At 70.0% G+C, this 16,030-nt stretch carries 13 protein-coding genes; 3 read left to right on the top strand and 10 right to left on the bottom strand.

Going from position 1 to position 16,030, the window contains the following annotated elements; all coding sequences use genetic code 11:
- Positions 1 to 28: 28 nt before the first annotated feature.
- Positions 29 to 967: an SDR family NAD(P)-dependent oxidoreductase gene (locus IEX49_RS06790; RefSeq protein ID WP_188805413.1), complete on the bottom strand. Its 939-nt coding sequence runs from the start codon at positions 965 to 967 to the stop codon at positions 29 to 31.
- 168 nt (positions 968 to 1,135) lie between these two features.
- Here IEX49_RS06790 and IEX49_RS06785 point away from each other — a divergent pair, with 168 nt between their 5' ends.
- The gene (locus IEX49_RS06785) at positions 1,136 to 1,987 is read left to right on the top strand and encodes an IclR family transcriptional regulator (RefSeq protein WP_188805412.1); all 852 of its coding nucleotides are present in this window, start codon (positions 1,136 to 1,138) and stop codon (positions 1,985 to 1,987) included.
- A gap of 100 nt (positions 1,988 to 2,087) precedes the next feature.
- On the top strand, positions 2,088 to 2,873 hold the full coding sequence (locus IEX49_RS06780; RefSeq protein WP_188805411.1) for an IclR family transcriptional regulator: 786 nt from the start codon (positions 2,088 to 2,090) through the stop codon (positions 2,871 to 2,873).
- 130 nt (positions 2,874 to 3,003) lie between these two features.
- Here the strand turns inward: IEX49_RS06780 and ligM are convergent, their stop codons facing one another.
- The 3 genes from ligM to IEX49_RS06765 all read right to left on the bottom strand — a co-directional run bounded on the left by ligM (position 3,004) and on the right by IEX49_RS06765 (position 7,395).
- Complete coding sequence (gene ligM / locus IEX49_RS06775) at positions 3,004 to 4,416, bottom strand: vanillate/3-O-methylgallate O-demethylase (protein WP_188805410.1); 1,413 nt, start codon at positions 4,414 to 4,416, stop codon at positions 3,004 to 3,006.
- Between the two features lie 127 nt (positions 4,417 to 4,543).
- Complete coding sequence (locus IEX49_RS06770) at positions 4,544 to 5,755, bottom strand: acyl-CoA dehydrogenase family protein (RefSeq protein ID WP_229672336.1); 1,212 nt, start codon at positions 5,753 to 5,755, stop codon at positions 4,544 to 4,546.
- Complete coding sequence (locus IEX49_RS06765; RefSeq protein ID WP_188805409.1) at positions 5,752 to 7,395, bottom strand: AMP-binding protein; 1,644 nt, start codon at positions 7,393 to 7,395, stop codon at positions 5,752 to 5,754. The genes IEX49_RS06770 and IEX49_RS06765 overlap by 4 nt, the downstream gene beginning before the upstream one ends.
- 111 nt (positions 7,396 to 7,506) lie before the next feature.
- Here IEX49_RS06765 and IEX49_RS06760 point away from each other — a divergent pair, with 111 nt between their 5' ends.
- Complete coding sequence (locus IEX49_RS06760) at positions 7,507 to 7,980, top strand: MarR family winged helix-turn-helix transcriptional regulator (protein WP_188805408.1); 474 nt, start codon at positions 7,507 to 7,509, stop codon at positions 7,978 to 7,980.
- A 6-nt stretch (positions 7,981 to 7,986) separates the two neighbouring features.
- Here the strand turns inward: IEX49_RS06760 and IEX49_RS06755 are convergent, their stop codons facing one another.
- From IEX49_RS06755 to glyA, 6 genes are read right to left on the bottom strand one after another with little or no spacing between them, the layout of a single operon-like run.
- The gene (locus IEX49_RS06755) at positions 7,987 to 9,426 is read right to left on the bottom strand and encodes an L-serine ammonia-lyase (protein WP_188805407.1); all 1,440 of its coding nucleotides are present in this window, start codon (positions 9,424 to 9,426) and stop codon (positions 7,987 to 7,989) included.
- Complete coding sequence (locus IEX49_RS06750; protein ID WP_188805406.1) at positions 9,423 to 10,043, bottom strand: sarcosine oxidase subunit gamma; 621 nt, start codon at positions 10,041 to 10,043, stop codon at positions 9,423 to 9,425. Before IEX49_RS06750 ends, IEX49_RS06755 begins: the two co-directional genes overlap by 4 nt.
- The gene (locus IEX49_RS06745) at positions 10,036 to 12,987 is read right to left on the bottom strand and encodes a 2Fe-2S iron-sulfur cluster-binding protein (protein WP_188805405.1); all 2,952 of its coding nucleotides are present in this window, start codon (positions 12,985 to 12,987) and stop codon (positions 10,036 to 10,038) included. Before IEX49_RS06745 ends, IEX49_RS06750 begins: the two co-directional genes overlap by 8 nt.
- A complete protein-coding gene (locus IEX49_RS06740; protein WP_188805404.1) occupies positions 12,984 to 13,349 on the bottom strand; it encodes a sarcosine oxidase subunit delta in 366 nt (121 codons plus the stop codon). The genes IEX49_RS06745 and IEX49_RS06740 overlap by 4 nt, the downstream gene beginning before the upstream one ends.
- Before the next feature lie 10 nt (positions 13,350 to 13,359).
- Complete coding sequence (locus tag IEX49_RS06735) at positions 13,360 to 14,577, bottom strand: sarcosine oxidase subunit beta family protein (RefSeq protein ID WP_188805403.1); 1,218 nt, start codon at positions 14,575 to 14,577, stop codon at positions 13,360 to 13,362.
- 1 nt (position 14,578) lies between these two features.
- Complete coding sequence (gene glyA, locus IEX49_RS06730; protein WP_308421924.1) at positions 14,579 to 15,946, bottom strand: serine hydroxymethyltransferase; 1,368 nt, start codon at positions 15,944 to 15,946, stop codon at positions 14,579 to 14,581.
- Positions 15,947 to 16,030: the final 84 nt, after the last annotated feature.

Below are 16,030 nucleotides of genomic sequence, written 5' to 3'. Positions count from 1 at the left end.
TCGGGAGCGGCCCTGACGATCACGGTGATCAGGCGTCAGAGGGTGGCTGGCGGAGCGGAAAGGGGGTCAGGCCGCCGCCGTCCACGGGAATGGCCTGGCCGGTGACGTAGCCGGCGCCTGGCGAGGCCAGGAAGGAGACGAGCTCGCCGATGTCCGCCGGTTGGCCCACCCTGCCGACCGGGATGTTCCGGCCGCGCTGCGCCAGCGTGGACTCCACATCAAGGTCAGCGGAGGGGTCCAGGATGGCCCGACTGGTGGCCACGAGACCGGGGCAGACCGCGTTGACCGTGACCCCCCACGGCCCCACGTCCATGGACAGGGCGCGCGTCAGGCCGATCACCGCGGCCTTGGAGGCGGAGTAGGCCACGGAGAACGGTGCCGCCGAGAGCCCGGCCATGGAGGAGATGTTGACGATCCGCCCGTAGCGTGCGGCCCGCATGAGCGGCACGGCTGCTCGGCACATGGCGTAGGTACCACGCACATTGACGTCAATCAGCAGGTCGAAGGCCTCGTCCGGCACCTCTTCGATGTCCCGGCGGTCCGGGCCCTGCGGGGCCGCCGCATTGTTGACCAGGATGTCCAGCCGCCCGAAGCGGTCCTGCACCGCCTGCAGGATCCCGGCGACGTCGGCCCGCTGGGAGATGTCCCCCAAGGCGGTGACCACATCCACGCCCTCCCGGCGCAGCTGGTCCGCGAACTCGACCAGGCCACTGGGTGGGACCTGCCCGAGCATCCGCTGGCGGTCATTGGCGATACCGCGGGGTTCGCGGTCCGTGATGACGAGCGATGCACCCCGGCAGGCCAGCGCCCTGGCGATCCCCTGCCCCATGCCATCCGGTTTGCCACAACCGGTGATCAGAGCGACCTGTCCGGCCAGGGGCCGGAGCGAACTGCCCGCGCCCGCCGAGGCTTCCTCCATCGGCCCCGCGGGATCCTGACGCTGTGATGTGTGGTGCTGGTCGGTCATGGTCAGCGAATCTAGATGCCCCGCCTGCGGCCCACAGCCCCAATTCCTTCCCGTGGAAGACGGCCCGGACCGGCGCCGACGGCTTCCGCCCGATGGAAGCCGGGGACCGCTCGTCCGGGAATGTCCCACCATGGTGAGGGACGTCACATTCTGGGAGGAGTCCACTCGATGCCCCCATCAACCGGGGATCACCCCGCACTGCACGAGGCCCTCGCCGCAGAGGACCATCGCACGGCCGCGGGCCGCGTCCTGTCCGTCCTGGACGTCTTCGACCAGGACCATCTCGAACTGACCTTGAGCGAGATCAGCCGCCGCGCGGACCTGACCTTGAGCACGGCGCATCGACTCGTCGGCGAACTCCGGGACTGGGGTGCACTCGAGCGGACCACGGAGGGACGGTACGCCGTCGGACTGCGGGTGCTGGAACTGGGCACGCTCGAGCCGCAGATGCTGCAGCTGCGGGATGTGGCCCCGGCCTACCTCGCGGACCTGCAGTCCGCGGTCAAGGCCAACGTGCATCTCTCTGTCCGGGACGGACATGACGTGGTGTATGTGGAGTCCCTGCAACGGCACTCCGGGGCCCACGTCCTCAGCCGGCTCGGGGGTCGTTGGCCCCTGCACACCACCGCCACGGGCATGGTCCTGCTGGCTTCCGCGCCGGCGGCTGTCCGCCAGGAGGTACTGGCCAGCCCGCTGAAGCGCTACACGGACCACACGATCACCGATCCGGACACCCTGCGCAGGATGCTGGCGGAGGTGCAGCGCACCGGGGTGGCCGTGTTGAGGGAGACCATCACGCTCGGCACCTTCGCCGTGGGGGTGCCCGTCCGCGGGCCCAGCGATCGGGTGGTGGCCGCCCTGAGCGTCACGCTGAAGATCGACGGATCACTGACCGTGCATCAGGTCCTGCCAGCACTGAATGCCACGGCGCGCGCGCTGTCCCGAGCCCTGGGCACGGCCACCCCGGGGACCTCACCATCAAGGCCCCTCGGACCCTCGGTCCGGCCCTTCGCGGTCTGAGCGCACCCACCGAAGCACCCGGTCGACGCAAACCATACCTATCTCTATAGTGGATCCACTCATAGACTGATGTGACCCAGATCACGCCAAAGGAGTCGTCTTGGCATCTCCGTCCAAACCCACAGCCGCCGGCCGCGTCCTGGCCATCCTGGACACCTTCACCGACCGGCACGACAGCCAGACCCTGAGTTCGATCGCACGACGCTCAGGGTTGACCCTCCCGACCACCCATCGCCTGGTCGGCGAACTGACCGCATGGGGAGCCCTCCACCGCCAGCCGGACGGTGAGTACACCATCGGCCTCAAGGTCCTGGAACTCGGCTCACTCGCCGGGCACCGCCTGCGCCTGAAGCAGCTGGCCCACCCCCATCTCCACGGCCTGCACCACGCGACCAACACCAACATCCATCTCTCGGTGTCCGTGCAGCAGGACGTGCTCTACCTGGAGTCGATGCTGGCACCGGGCGGAGCACCGGTCACCAGCCGCTTCGGTGGGCGCTGGCCCATGCATGCCACGGCCACCGGCCGTGTTCTGCTGGCCGCCCTGCCCCCCGAGGAACTCGACGACCTGCTGCGCCAGCCCCTCGCCGCCTATTCACCTCACACCGACACGGACCCGAACCGACTCCGGCAGTTGCTGGCCGAGGTCCGTCAGCGCGGCGTGGCCGTCGCCTATGACCAGATCGCCGTCGGGGTGATCGCCCTGGCCGCCCCGATCGTCGGACCACACGGCCACCCCGTGGCCTCTGTCGGCATCACGGCACCGAAGGACCGCTTCACCCCACACCAGCTCATCCCCCCGCTGGTCTCCACCGCGCAGAGGATCTCCCGCGCCCTCAATGGGCCCGAGGAAGCGTTACCCGAAGACCGTCTGTGCACGGCCTGATCCGCATCAGCACTGAGGCCGTGCCTCCCTCGATGGCTCGAGGGAGGCACGGCCTCAGTGCTGCCGGCAGGAAGCGGTCCCCTACGAGTCAGGGCCACACCGGCCCGGACCCGCTCAGCGACGATTCAGCTCAGACCTGGCCGGCCTTGCGCCAGGAGCCCTCGTAGTTGTCCCGCACCTCGGAGGAGTACGGCACCGGGGAGACGGTCACGTTGACCTCGATCTGGCGGTGACGCTCCACCGTGGTCTTGCCGGAGCCGCCGTCGGGCTCGCCCCAGACGACCTTCAGCCGGTCCCCGACCTGCACGGACGGGTCGACGACGGCCAGGGAGAGAGCGGTGCGCTCGTTCGCCGAGTAGCCGGTGAACATGGACAGGCCCACGACCTTGCCGGAGTCGTCCACTACGGAGTCGAAGTTCGAGGAGCCGTAGTTGGCGTTGGGCAGGTCGAAGAACTTGTAGCCGATCTCGCCCTTGCCGTACATCGAGGCGTGGATGGTGGCCATGTCCGCATCGTCCCAGGCGAGGGTGACCTTGTGGCGCTGGGTGGAGGCGTCGACCTTCTCGAGCGCCTCGCGGCCGATGAAGTCGTGGTCGAACTTGATGAAGTTGCCGTAGCCCAGCTCCCACGGGGTCGTGTAGTAGTCCTCGATGTTGTCAGAGACGAAGGAGCCGGCGATGGCGTTGTTCGCCTCGTAGGAGTCGGCACCGAGCCAGGCCCGGTAGTCCGCGAGCATGCCGTCGCCGGAGTAGATGGCCGGCAGTGGGGACGGGATCCAGCCGGACTCCAGGGTGTTCGAGGAGTACGCGCGGGCACCGACGGCGGCGAGGCCGAACTCAGCACCTGCCTCCATGATGGCCTCACGGACCTTGTCATAGTCCCGGTAGTCGCCCCACAGCTCGAGACCGGGGGCACCGGCCATGCCGTGGCGCAGGGTCCGCACCTGGGTGCCGGCCACGTTCATGGTGTCCATGTGGAAGAACTTCAGCTGCTCCACCGGACCGCCGTTGACCTTCTCGATGACATCCCAGGCCTTGGGGCCCTGGATCTGCAGGCGCCAGTACTCACGGCTCACGGCCTTGCCCATGGGACGCGACGGCGAGCGCCGGTCCTCGACCAGCTCGACGTCATAGCCACCGGTCTCGGCATGGAACTTCAGCCAGTTGGTGGCGGGGGCGCGGCCCACGTAGGTGTACTGGTCCTGGTCCTCGTGGAACAGGATGCCGTCTCCGATGACGTGGCCGGCCGGGGTGACCGGGACGTACTGCTTGGCGCGGTTGACGGGGAAGTTCTCCAGCGAGTTGATCGCGGTGTAGGAGACGAGCTTCTTGGCGTCCGGGCCCTTAATGATCAGGTTGTCCATGTGGTGGGTCTGATCGAACATGACGGCGGACTCGCGCCAGGCGATGACCTCGTCCCGCCAGTTGGTGAACTCGGGAGCCACCACCGGGTAGACGTAGGCACCCACCTTCGAGTTCCGCATCATCTCCACGGGATTGCCCGCGGCCTCCATGGCCTGCTGCAGCGACTTCTGGTCTGACATGACTTGATCTCCTGAACGAGGGGTGACAACTGCCGTATACCTATGAGCATAGGTATCCACCTGTGATCCAGGCAACACCCTGCGGCGAGATTTCTGGATCACCTCCCCAGGCTTGCGGCGCAGACCTCTACACGAAGGCGCTGTGCCCGGTGATGGCCCGGCCCACGATGAGGGTGTTGATCTGATCGGTGCCCTCGAAGGTGTAGAGGGACTCCGCGTCGGCGTGGAACCGCGCCGCCTTGTGCTCCAGCAGGATGCCGTTGCCGCCGAGCAGCTCCCGGCCGAGCGCCGCGCTCTGGCGCATGTGGCGGCAGACCCACGTCTTGGCCAGGGCAGCCTGCTCCCCGCTGACACCGCCGGCATCCGCGAGCTGGGACAGTCGGACCGCGAGGGCAAGGGACGCATTGGCGTTGCCCAGCATGGTCACGAGGTGGTCCTGGACGAGTTGGAAGGACGCGATCGGCCGCCCGAACTGCTCGCGCTGCCGGGTGTACTCCAGCACGGCCTCATACAGGCCGATCTGAAGCCCGGTGGCATTCCAGACCACGTCCGGCCGCAAGGTCTCGAAGGTGCGGTTCAGGTCAGCGAACGAGTTGATCCGCTGGAGCCGGTGGCTCTCCGGGACCCGCACCCCGTCCAGGCGGATGTCGGCATTGTGGACCATGCGCAGGGAGGTCTTGCCCTCGATCTTGGCGATCTCCAGGCCCGGATCATCAGTGCGGGCCAGGAAGACCTTGACCTGGCCGTCGTCGCCGTCCTTCGCGGCGAAGGCCACGTACTCGGAGAACGCCGCGTTCCCGATCCACCGCTTGGCCCCGTTCAGAACCCAGCCGTCACCCTCCCGCCGAGCTTCGGTCTGGACACCGCGGGCGATGTCCGAGCCGTGGTCCGGCTCGGTCAGCGCGAAGCAACCGGTCATCCTGAAGGACGCCATGTCCGCACCCCACCGCGCCAGCTGCTCCTCGCTGCCGCCGGCGTGGACCACGGTGCGGAACATTCCGGCCTGGCCGCCGAACAGGATCGCCAGGGAGCCGTCCACGCGGGAGAACTCCAGGTTCCGGAAACCGATGAACAGGGACCGGACCGTCTCGCCGGCGTCGCGCAGCTCCGCGGGCTCCACCAGGTCGAGCCCAGCCAGTCCGTCCCGGAGGAACAACGGGGTCTCCCCGCGTTCCCAATACTCGGCGAGGACGGGCTCGGCCTCCTCCGCCAGGTACCGGCGCAGGCGGGACAGGACGGTCAGCTCGGCGCCCGTGAGCAGATCCGAGTACCCGTAGAAGTCGGCGCCGCCGAGGAAGGGCACGGGCTCGCCGGTGCTGGTGTTCGCCGGGTCTCTCACTGGGCGTCCTCCCGGATCGAGGCCTTGAGGCGTTTCAGGTTCAGCTTCCCCGTGGGACCGCGGTCGAGCGAGTCACGCAGGACCAGGGTGCGGGGCTTCTTGTAACCGGCCACCCTCCCGGCCAGGTGCTCCATCAGGTCCCGCTCCGTCACGTCCAGGCCCGGCTCCAGGGCCACCACGGCCGCCACCGCCTCACCCCAGCGGGGGTCGGGGACACCGAAGACCACGGCATCGGCCACGGCCGGGTGCTCCAGCAGCGCCTCCTCGACCTCTCCGGGGAAGACCTTCTCCCCCCCGGTGTTCACCACGGAACTGCCCCGCCCGAGCAGGTCGATGAACCCGTCCTCCCCCACCCGGACGTAGTCGCCGGGGGAACAGTGGCGGACACCGTTGATCACGGGATAGGTCTCCGCGGAGGTGACCGGGTCATGGAGGTAGCCCACGGGCAGCGCACCGCGGTAGGCCAGGACGCCGATCGCCCCGGGCTGGTCCTGGACCTCCCGTTGTGCCTCGTCCAGGACCACGGCGTCCTCGCTCAGCCGGAAGCGCGCCGGCAGGTCCTCGGCCCGGGTGGTGGTGGCCACCGCGTAGGGGCCGCCCTCCGTCGAGGCGAGGATGTCCACGATCGCCACCCGGCCCAGGGCATGGATGCGGCGCTTGGTGTCATCGCTGAACCGCATCCCCGAGCTGATCACCGAGGTCAGGCTGGACTCCCGGCCATCGAGTTCCTTCTCCAATGCGTCCAGGAGGGGCAGGGCCACCGCATCGCCGGCGACGATCAGCCGGGTCACTCCCCCCTCCACGATCAGCCGGGCCACGTCCCCGGCGCGGAAGCTGGGATCCGGGTTGATCACCACGGTGCCGCCGAGTGCGAGCGTGTTCATGGCGCTGAACAGTGCCGTCGCGTGGATGAAGGGCGCCAGAGGCAGCGTGCGGACGGGCGGCAGGCCGCCCTCCACGGCGATCCCCACCGCAGCGTCGAGATCGGCCGGAAGGCCCCGGCCGACAGGACCGTAGATGGAGGACTGCTGGATATGCAGCAGGTCGCCGATCCTCCACACCACGGCCTTCGGGGTGCCGGTGGTCCCGCCGGTGAAGATGTACAGCTCCGCGTCCCGGCCGGGCTCGAACCGCCGTGGGGATACGGCCCGTTCCGGCTCCGGCGCGGCCAGCTCCTCGAACCGGACGCGGACGACGCCGGCCCACTCCCGGCTGTCTGGTCCGTCGAGTCCGCTGCCGATCTCGATGAGCAACTCCGGCCGGCCTGCGGTTCCGTCCAGTCGGTCCAGGGCGTCCTCCACCTGCGCCCGGGAGCCGCTGGCATGGACGAGGGCCACCGGCTCGGCCACGGTGAGGAGCCCGGCGAGCTCCGCCCCGAGGTAGCGGTAATTGACCGAGACCGGGATCGCCTCCAGCTTGAGGCAGGCGTAGAACAGCACGAGATACTCGGCGGTGTTGTGGAGGAAGAACGCCACCCGCGAGCCGGAGACCACGCCCCGATCCGCCAGCTCCTCGGCCACCATTGCCGCGGCGGCGTCGAACTCGCCGTAGGTGTAGTTCCCACCGGTGGAGCGGACCGCCATCCGGTCCGGGGCGCGCAGGGCGATCTCGTGCCACAGGACCGCATAGTTCTCGTACATGGACAGGCCTCCGTCTGCTGTGGATCACCCCCAGTTTCAGGTAACCTGAAACGAACGTCAAGGGTCGCAGGTACCGGCCGCACCCGTTCCCGCACACCTCTGGGAGGCACCATGACGTGCAAAAACGCCGAGACCGCACCGGACCTCGTCATCGACGGCTGGTTCATCTACATGATCAAGCTGCTGGACACCGGGCTCCGCCCCGAGGTCGAGAGGATCGCCGTCAGCCGGGGATTCACCGCCGCCCAGTACACGGCCCTCACCGTGCTGCTCTCCAGGCCGGGCATCACGTCCTCGGAGCTGGCCCGGCGCTCCTTCGTCCGGGCCCAGTCGATGGCGGGGACCATCGGGCCGCTCATCGAGCAGGGCCTGATCAGCCGCGTCCAGGACCCGGACAACGCGCGGCGGCTGCTGCTCCGGGCCACGCCCCGGGGCAGGGCCGCAGTCACCCGCCTGCAGGACGAGGTGGCCGCCCTCCAGAGCCGCCTGGTGGACGGACTGGATCAGCAGCAGCTCGAGGCCCTGTCAGCAGCCCTGCGCACCTTGCGCCACAACGTCCAGGACCTCAGCACCTCCACGCCGTAGCGCGGCTCAGCACTCCGGGAGGTTCACCGCTACGTTCACGGCCAGGCCGCCGCGCGAGGTCTCCTTGTACTTGGACATCATGTCCCGGCCGGTGTCCCGCATGGTGGTGATGGCCTCGTCCAGGCTCACCCGGTGGGTGCCATCTCCGGCCAGGGACAGGCGGGCGGCGTTGATGGCCTTCACGGAGGCGATGGCGTTGCGTTCGATGCAGGGGATCTGCACGAGCCCGGCGATGGGATCGCAGGTCAACCCGAGATTGTGCTCCAACCCGATCTCCGCGGCGTTCTCCACCTGTTCCGGGGCGCCGCCCAGCACGGCGCACAGGGCCCCGGCCGCCATGGAGCAGGCCGAGCCCACCTCGCCCTGGCACCCGACCTCGGCGCCGGAGATGGAGGCGTTGCGCTTGAACAGGGTGCCGATGGCGCCGGCGGTGAGCAGGAACTCCTCCACCCGGTCGTCATCGCACTCGCGGAACATGTCGAAGTAGTGCAGCACGGCGGGGATGATCCCGGCGGCACCGTTGGTCGGGGCCGTGACCACCCGGCCGCCCGAGGCGTTCTCCTCGTTCACGGCCAGGGCGAAGAGGTTGACCCACTCCATGGCCCACAGCGTGTCCAGGGTGTCCCCCTTGGCCTGTTGTTCGCGCAGGCGGCGGCGCAGTCCGGGCGCGCGCCGCTTGGCCAGCAGCACGCCGGGCAGCACCTCCTCGGTGCGGCTACAGCCGTTCTCCACGCATTCCCGCATCACGGCCCAGACGTCCAGCAGGGCCGTGCGGATCTCCTCGGCGGAGTGCCGGGTCAGCTCGTTGGCGTGCATGACGCCGGCCACGGACAGCCCGGATTCGCGGCAGCGCTGCAGCAGTTCGGCTCCACTGGCGAACGGGTAGGGCTCGGGCACCTCCGGCTCGGCATCGGCCGGGTTGCTGAAGTCCTCCGCCGTGACCACGAAACCGCCGCCCACCGAGTAGTACTCCTGGGACATCACGACGCCGGCTTCCTCCGGATCGACGTCGGCCCCGGTCCCAGCGGCCTCAGCGGCCGCCTCGGAGGAGTAGGCGGTCAGGCGCATCCCATTGGGATGGCCGGGCAGGGACTCCCACCCGTTGAGCACCACGTCCTCCGGGGAGAAGGTCACCGCGTGCGTGCCGTCCAGCCTCAACCGACCCGATTCGGCGGCCTCGGCCACCACCCGGGGGGCCTCGTCCGCGCCGACGGTCTCCGGGTCCAGCCCGGCCAGGCCGAGGATCACGGCGTCGTCCGAGCCGTGGCCCTCCCCCGTGGCCCCGAGGGAGCCGAACAGCACCGCCTTGACCCGCACCACCTCGCCCAGGCGGCCGGAATCGGCCAGCCCCCGGGCGAAGAGCCGCGCGGCGCGCATCGGCCCAACGGTGTGGGACGACGACGGCCCCAGGCCGATCGAGAACAGGTCCAGCACGCTGAGGGTCACAGCACTTCCTCCTGCCTGAACTCCTCCATGGAATCCACCAACCAGCGTACGAGGAAGTCGGCGAAGGATGCACGGGGGTAGACGCGGTACTCGCGCTCACCGGAGCGGTGCAGCAGCACCGGGACCGGTCCCACCGCCGTCACGATTGCGTGGCCGACGGGGAAGGAGCGCGGGTGCAGGTCCGCCTGGCACCCCTTCTCCAGGACGTCTCGGGCCGATGGCCCGGCCAGCACGAGGATCGTGCGGTTGGCGGAGAGGTCCAGAGCCTGGCCCGGCAACCCCTCGAGGGCGGACTCGACCGAGTCCGCATCACCCGTGGACTGTTCACGAGAGACGTCCACCACGAGGAACTCGTCCGGGGACAGCCACAGCACGTGCTGGCCGGAGGCGTCCCCCGTGCTCTGGCCGTGACCGGCCGGCAACTGGACGCCCAGGACTGTTTCCAGGGCCCGCGCGGACTCGGAGTCCGGCGCGGCCCGCAGGCCGATCTGGACAGCGAAGGCAAGCTCATGCAGGGACACCGCGCGGGTGCCGGTCACCTCGGCCGCCGCCATGAGGGACTCCAGGTGGGCCGCTGGGGAAGTGCGGATTGATCGGGCCATCAGAGTCTCAGCCATCACGGCGGGTCCCTTCGGGGTCGTAGAGGATGGGCGAGGCGATCTCCACCTCGATGTAGTTCTCGCCGCCCGGAGCACCGGCGCCGAGCGGCGAGCGAACGATCTCACCGATGCGGTTGCGGCCGTTGTCCACGAGGGCCAGACCGAAGGTCCGGCCCAGCGCGGGCGAGTTGTAGGAGGAGGTGACGTGGCCGATCATCGGGACCGGACCGGCGTCGGGCGTCAGCGGGGTGCCCGCCGTCACCAGCTGGGCGCCCTCCGCGAGCCGCGTGGTGCGGTCCACGGGCAGCACCCCCACCAGGTGGCGGCGGTCCTCGCGGGCGGTGTGCGGGCGGGAGAAGGAGCGGTTGCCCACGAAGTCCTTCTTCGTGGACACCGCCCAGCCCATCCCGGCGTCCTGCGGTGTCACAGTGCCGTCCGTGTCCTGGCCGATGATGACGAGGCCCTTCTCGGCCCGCAGCACGTGCATGGTCTCGGTGCCGTACGGGGTGATCCCGAACTCGGCGCCGGCTTGCGCCACGGCCTCCCACGTGGACAGGCCGGAGAAGGCCTCCACGTTGATCTCGTAGGCGAGTTCGCCGGAGAAGGAGATGCGGCAGATCCGCGCCAGCGTCCCGTTGGCCAGGGTGGTCTCGCGGAAGGCCATGAACGGAAACGCCTCGTTGGAGACGTCCAGGTCCGGGGCCACTCTCGCCACCACCTCGCGGGATCTGGGCCCGACGACGGCGACGGTGTTCCACTGCTCGGTCACCGAGGTGAACACCACGTCCAGTTCCGGCCACTCGGTCTGGTGCCATTCCTCCACCCAGTCCAGGACCTTGGCTGCCCCGCCGGTGGTGGTGGTCATCAGGAACCGATCCTCGGCCAGGCGCATGGTCACGCCGTCGTCGAAGAGCATGCCGTCCGCGGAGCACATCAGCCCGTAGCGGCCCATCCCGACCTTCAGCTTGAGGAAGCCGTTGGTGTAGATGCGGTTGAGGAACTCGGCGGCGTCTGCCCCGCGGACCTCAATCTTGCCGAGGGTGGAAGCGTCCATGAAGCCCACCGAGTCCCGCACGGCGGCACACTCGCGATACACGGCGGCGTCCATGTCCTCCCCGTCCTGTGGGAAGTACCAGGGCCGCTTCCACTGACCCACGTCCTCGAACTCGGCCCCGGCCGCCTCATGCCAGGGCTGGATCGAGGTGACGCGGGCCGGGTCGAACAGCTCCCCGCGGCGGCGGCCGGCCACCGCGGCGAAGGCCACCGGCGTGAAGGGCGCCCGGAACGTGGTGGTGCCGATCTCCCCGAGGTCCCCCTCGTTCAGGGCCGCGGCGATCACGCCGATCGCGTTGACGCCGGAGGTCTTGCCCTGGTCATTGGCGGTGGAGATGGAGGTGTAGCGCTTGACGTGCTCCACCGAGCGCATCCCGGCGCCGGTGGCGCGCAGCACGTCCGCCACGGACTGGTCGCGCTGCAGGTCCACGAAGTGGGTGGTCCAGTCGGCAGGCTCCCCCGCCAGGGCCGGGGCGAGCCAGACGGGCCGGACGGCGCCCGGTGCGGCGGCCGCGGGGGCGTCCGGGATCAGCAGCGGTGCGGAGGACCCGGTGGCCTGGGCGGCGCGGTGTCCGGCCTGGGCCCCCTGCACGAGGGCCTCGCGCAGGGTCGCGGCCCCGGTCATCGCGCCGGCGGTCTGCTGGTCCTTCACGACGGCGGCCGGCACGAACGCGGCGATCTCCCGGTCCCAGCTCAGCCGGCCCTGGCGCTGGCTGAGCAGGTGCACCACGGGCGAGTGGCCGCCGGAGACGGCCAGCAGGTCCGCGTCCAGCGTCTCCGGCTCACCGGTCAGGGCGCCGTCCCCGTCCAGGGCGGAGACGGTCACGCCGCTGATCCGGCCGGCGGGGCCGTCACCGGCGGTGTCCACCACGGCGGCGCCGAAGATCCCGCGCACGTCCGTGGCCTCGAGAACCTCCAGCGCGGTGGCGGAGGCCTCCGGCCGGGAGTCGACGACGGCCGTCACGGTGACGCCGGCGGCGTGCAGGTCCGCCACGAGCCGGTAGGCGGAGTCGTTGGTGGTGGCCACCGCGATCCTCTCGCCGGCCAGCGCGGCGTACCGGTTCAGGTAGGTGCGCACGGCGCCGGCCAGCATGATGCCGGGGCGGTCGTTGTTGGCGAAGACCAGCGGGCGCTCGTGGGCTCCCGTGGCCAGCACCACCTGGCTGGCGCGGACGTGCCAGATCCGCTGGCGGGACACGCCGGGCCGCTCGTGCGCCGGCAGGTGGTCCGTGCGGTGCTCCACGGCGACCACGAAGTTGGCGTCATAGGAGCCGAAGGCCGTGGTGCGCGGAAGGTAGGTGAAGTCCTCGGCGCCGGCGAGGCGGCGCAGGGTGGCGGCGGCCCAGTCGCGGGCGTCCATCTCGTCGATCAGGTCCTCGCCGTCCCCCGCGCGGCCCGAGAGCAGGGCCCCGCCGGGGACCGGCTGGTCGTCCATGAGGATGGTGCGGGCGCCGGACTTGGCGGCCTCCCGGGCGGCGGCGATTCCGGCCGGCCCCGCGCCGATCACGAGGACGTCGGCGTGGACGTACTTGTGGTCATAGACGGCCTCGTCCTTGGTGGGGTCCATGACGCCCAGGCCGGAGAGGTACGTGGCCCGCATTCCCTCGGTCAGGCCCACCGTGGTGGCCGGCAGCATGGACTCGTCCGCATGGCCGGCGAAGCGGGCGGCCACGGTGACGAGGGCATTGGGCTCCTCGACGCCGGCGGACAGGATGCCGCGTGGGCGCCCCTCGTACAGCGAGGCACCGCAGTCGAGGCGGCCGTTGGCGATGAGGGCGCTGGCCAGGGTGTCCCCGGGGTGGCCGGTGTAGTCGGTGCCGTCCACGGAGAAGGTGATCTCGCGGCTGCGGTCGAGGCTGTGGCCGGGGGCGCGGCCGGCCTCAAGACGCCGGGTGTTGGCGGTGCTCACTGGTGTCCTCCGTCTGCTGAGGTGGGACTGACTGGACTGGATGGGGTGGTCCGGGTGGAGTTGCCGTGACCCGGGTCCGGGAGTTCGCCGGCGTCCGGGCGGGGCGAGCCGGCCGGGTACGTGGCGGTGAACTCGTAGCTGTGGGTGTCCCGCAGGGCGTTGAACCACTTGCGGCAGCCGCCGCCGTGCTGCCACCGCTCGGCAAACATCCCCTTGGGGTTGTCCCGGTAGAACAGGTACTCGGCCCAGCCGCGGTCATCCAGGGCGTGCGGGTCCTCGGGGTAGGCGATGTGGGCCTGGCCCCCATAGTGGAATTCGGTCTCGTTGCGCGGCCCGCAGTGCGGGCAGTCGATCAGCAGCATGGTTCTCCCGTCAGTGGGCCACGGCGGCGGCGCCATGCTCGTCGATGAGGTGCCCGGTCTCGAAGCGGTCCAACGCGAACGGGGCGTTCAGCGGGTGGGCCTCGCCGGTGGCGATGGTGTGGGCGAAGGTGTAGCCGGAGGCCGGGGTGCCCTTGAACCCGCCCGTGCCCCAGCCGCAGTTCACGTACAGCTCGTCGATCGGGGTGGTGGAGACGATCGGCGAGGCATCGAAGGTGGTGTCCACGATCCCGCCCCAGGTGCGCAGCAGGTGCGCCCGGGAGAAGATCGGGAACAGCTCGCAGGCGGCGGCCAGCTGCTCCTCCACCACGTGGAAGGCGCCGCGTTGGCCGTAGCCGTTGTAGGCGTCGATCCCGGCGCCCATGACCAGCTCGCCCTTGTGCGCCTGGGAGACGTACACGTGGACGTGGTTGGACATCACCACGGTGGGGTGCACCGGCTCGAAGAGCTCGGAGACGAGGGCCTGCAGCGGGTGCGAGGAGATCGGCAGGCGGAACCCGGCCAGGTCCGCCAGCACGGAGGAGTGCCCGGCGGCGGCGAGGGCCACCTTGCCGGCGTTGATGCGGCCGCGGGAGGTCTCCACGCCGACCACCCGGTTGCCGTCCTTGATGAAGCCGGTGACCTCGCAGTTCTGGATGATGTCCACGCCCAGCTCATCGCACTTGCGGGCGAAGGCCCAGGCCACGTGGTCGTGCTTGGCGATCCCGGCGCGCGGCTGGTAGGTGGCACCCATGACGGGGTAGCGGATGTCATCCCCGATGTTGATGATGGGGCAGAGCTCCTTGACCTGCTGCGGGTCCAGGAACTCGGCGTCCACGCCGTTCAGGACGTTGGCGTTCACCCGGCGCTGGGACTCCCGCACGTCCTGCAGGGTGTGGGCCAGGTTCATCACGCCGCGCTGGGAGAACAGGAAGTCGTACTCCAGTTCCTCCGGCAGGCCCTCCCACAGCTTCAGGGAGTGCTCGTAGATGGCCGCGGACTCGTCCCACAGGTAGTTCGAGCGGATGATCGTGGTGTTGCGGGCCATGTTCCCGCCGGCCAGCCAGCCACGTTCCAGGATGGCGATGTTCGTCATCCCGTGCTGCGAGGCCAGGTAGTAGGCGGTGGCCAGCCCGTGGCCGCCGCCGCCGACGATCACGGCGTCATAGCTGGGCTTCGGATCGGGGTTGTGCCACAGGAAGTCCGGGTGCTCCGGCAGCTTCTCGGCCATGTCAGGCTCCCTTCGGGGCGAGGTTGGAGGTCATGTTCGGGTACAGCGGGTGGGCGGCGGCGAGCGCACGGACGCGTTCACGCAGCCCGGCCAGGGTCTCGTCCCCCGTGCCGGCGGCAGCGGAGGGGCCGGCGGCGCCAGCGGCACCTGCCTTGAGGGTCTCGGCGATGATGTCCGCGACCTCGCGGAAGGCCTCCTCGCCGAAGCCGCGGGTGGCCAGGGCCGGGGTGCCGATGCGCAGGCCCGAGGTCACCATCGGCGGGCGGGGGTCGAAGGGGACGGCGTTGCGGTTGATGGTGATGTCCACGGCCGCCAGCAGGTCCTCACCCTGCTGGCCGTCCAGTGGGGAGTCCCGCAGGTCCACCAGGACCAGGTGCACGTCCGTGCCGCCGGTCAGCACGCTGATGCCGTGCTCGGCCACGTCGGCCTGGGACAGCCGCTCGGCGAGGATGCGGGCCCCGGCGAGGGTCCGCTCCTGGCGGTCCCGGAAGCCCTGCGAGGCGGCGATCCTGAAGGCCACCGCCTTGCCGGCGATCACGTGCTCGAGCGGGCCGCCCTGCTGCCCCGGGAAGACGGCGGAGTTGACCTTCTTGGCGATGTCCGCGTCATTGGTCAGGATGATGCCGCCGCGGGGGCCGGCCAGGGTCTTGTGGGTGGTGGAGGTGACCACGTGGGCGTGGGGCACCGGGGAGGGATGCAGCCCGGTGGCCACGAGCCCGGCGAAGTGCGCCATGTCCACCATGAGGTAGGCGCCCACCTCGTCGGCGATCTCGCGGAAGCGGGCGAAGTCGAGCTGGCGCGGATAGGCGGACCAGCCAGCGATGATGAGCTTCGGGCTGTTCTCCCGGGCCAGCCGGGCGACCTCGTCCATGTCCACCTGGTGGGTGGACTCGTCCACGCCGTAGGCCACGATGTTGTAGAGGCGTCCGGAGTAGTTGATCTTCATGCCGTGGGTCAGGTGGCCGCCGTGCGCCAGGTTCAGGCCCAGCACGGTGTCCCCCGGCCGGATCAGGGCATGCATCACGGAGGCGTTGGCCTGGGCCCCGGAGTGCGGCTGGACGTTGGCGAAGGCGGCGCCGAACAGGTCCTTGACCCGCTCGATCGCCAGGGTCTCCACCGCGTCCACGTGCTCGCAGCCTCCGTAGTAGCGCCGCCCCGGGTAGCCCTCGGCGTATTTGTTGGTCAGCACGGAGCCCTGGGCCTGCATCACGGCGGCGGCGGTGTGGTTCTCCGAGGCGATCATCTCGAGTCCCTCGCGCTGGCGGTCCAGCTCGGCGTCGAGGTGGCCGGCGATCTCGGGGTCCAGTTCGGCCAGGTCCGCGGTCAGTTCGGCGGGGACGGTCTGGGCGGACTCTTGGGTCTGGGTCACGGTGACTCCTGTGGTTGCTCTGAAAGACAACTGATATATCAAGCTGCGACTAAGAGTATGATGACGATCACAGACCGTCAAGAC

The organism is Citricoccus zhacaiensis, assembly GCF_014645315.1.
Lineage (GTDB): Bacteria > Actinomycetota > Actinomycetes > Actinomycetales > Micrococcaceae > Citricoccus > Citricoccus zhacaiensis.
The sequence above is the reverse complement of the archived record's forward strand: the minus strand, read 5'-3'. Positions and strand labels throughout refer to the sequence as shown.

Bases quoted from the DNA above. Each gene is read 5' to 3' on its own strand.
- IEX49_RS06740 (WP_188805404.1), bottom strand. From the start codon at position 13,349: ATGCTGCTGATCGACTGCCCGCACTGCGGGCCGCGCAACGAGACCGAA.
- IEX49_RS06735 (WP_188805403.1), bottom strand. From the start codon at position 14,577: ATGGCCGAGAAGCTGCCGGAGCACCCGGACTTCCTGTGGCACAACCCC.
- IEX49_RS06750 (WP_188805406.1), bottom strand. From the start codon at position 10,043: ATGGCTGAGACTCTGATGGCCCGATCAATCCGCACTTCCCCAGCGGCC.
- IEX49_RS06785 (WP_188805412.1), top strand. From the start codon at position 1,136: ATGCCCCCATCAACCGGGGATCACCCCGCACTGCACGAGGCCCTCGCC.
- IEX49_RS06760 (WP_188805408.1), top strand. From the start codon at position 7,507: ATGACGTGCAAAAACGCCGAGACCGCACCGGACCTCGTCATCGACGGC.
- IEX49_RS06765 (WP_188805409.1), bottom strand. From the start codon at position 7,395: ATGTACGAGAACTATGCGGTCCTGTGGCACGAGATCGCCCTGCGCGCC.
- ligM (WP_188805410.1), bottom strand. From the start codon at position 4,416: ATGTCAGACCAGAAGTCGCTGCAGCAGGCCATGGAGGCCGCGGGCAAT.
- IEX49_RS06790 (WP_188805413.1), bottom strand. From the start codon at position 967: ATGACCGACCAGCACCACACATCACAGCGTCAGGATCCCGCGGGGCCG.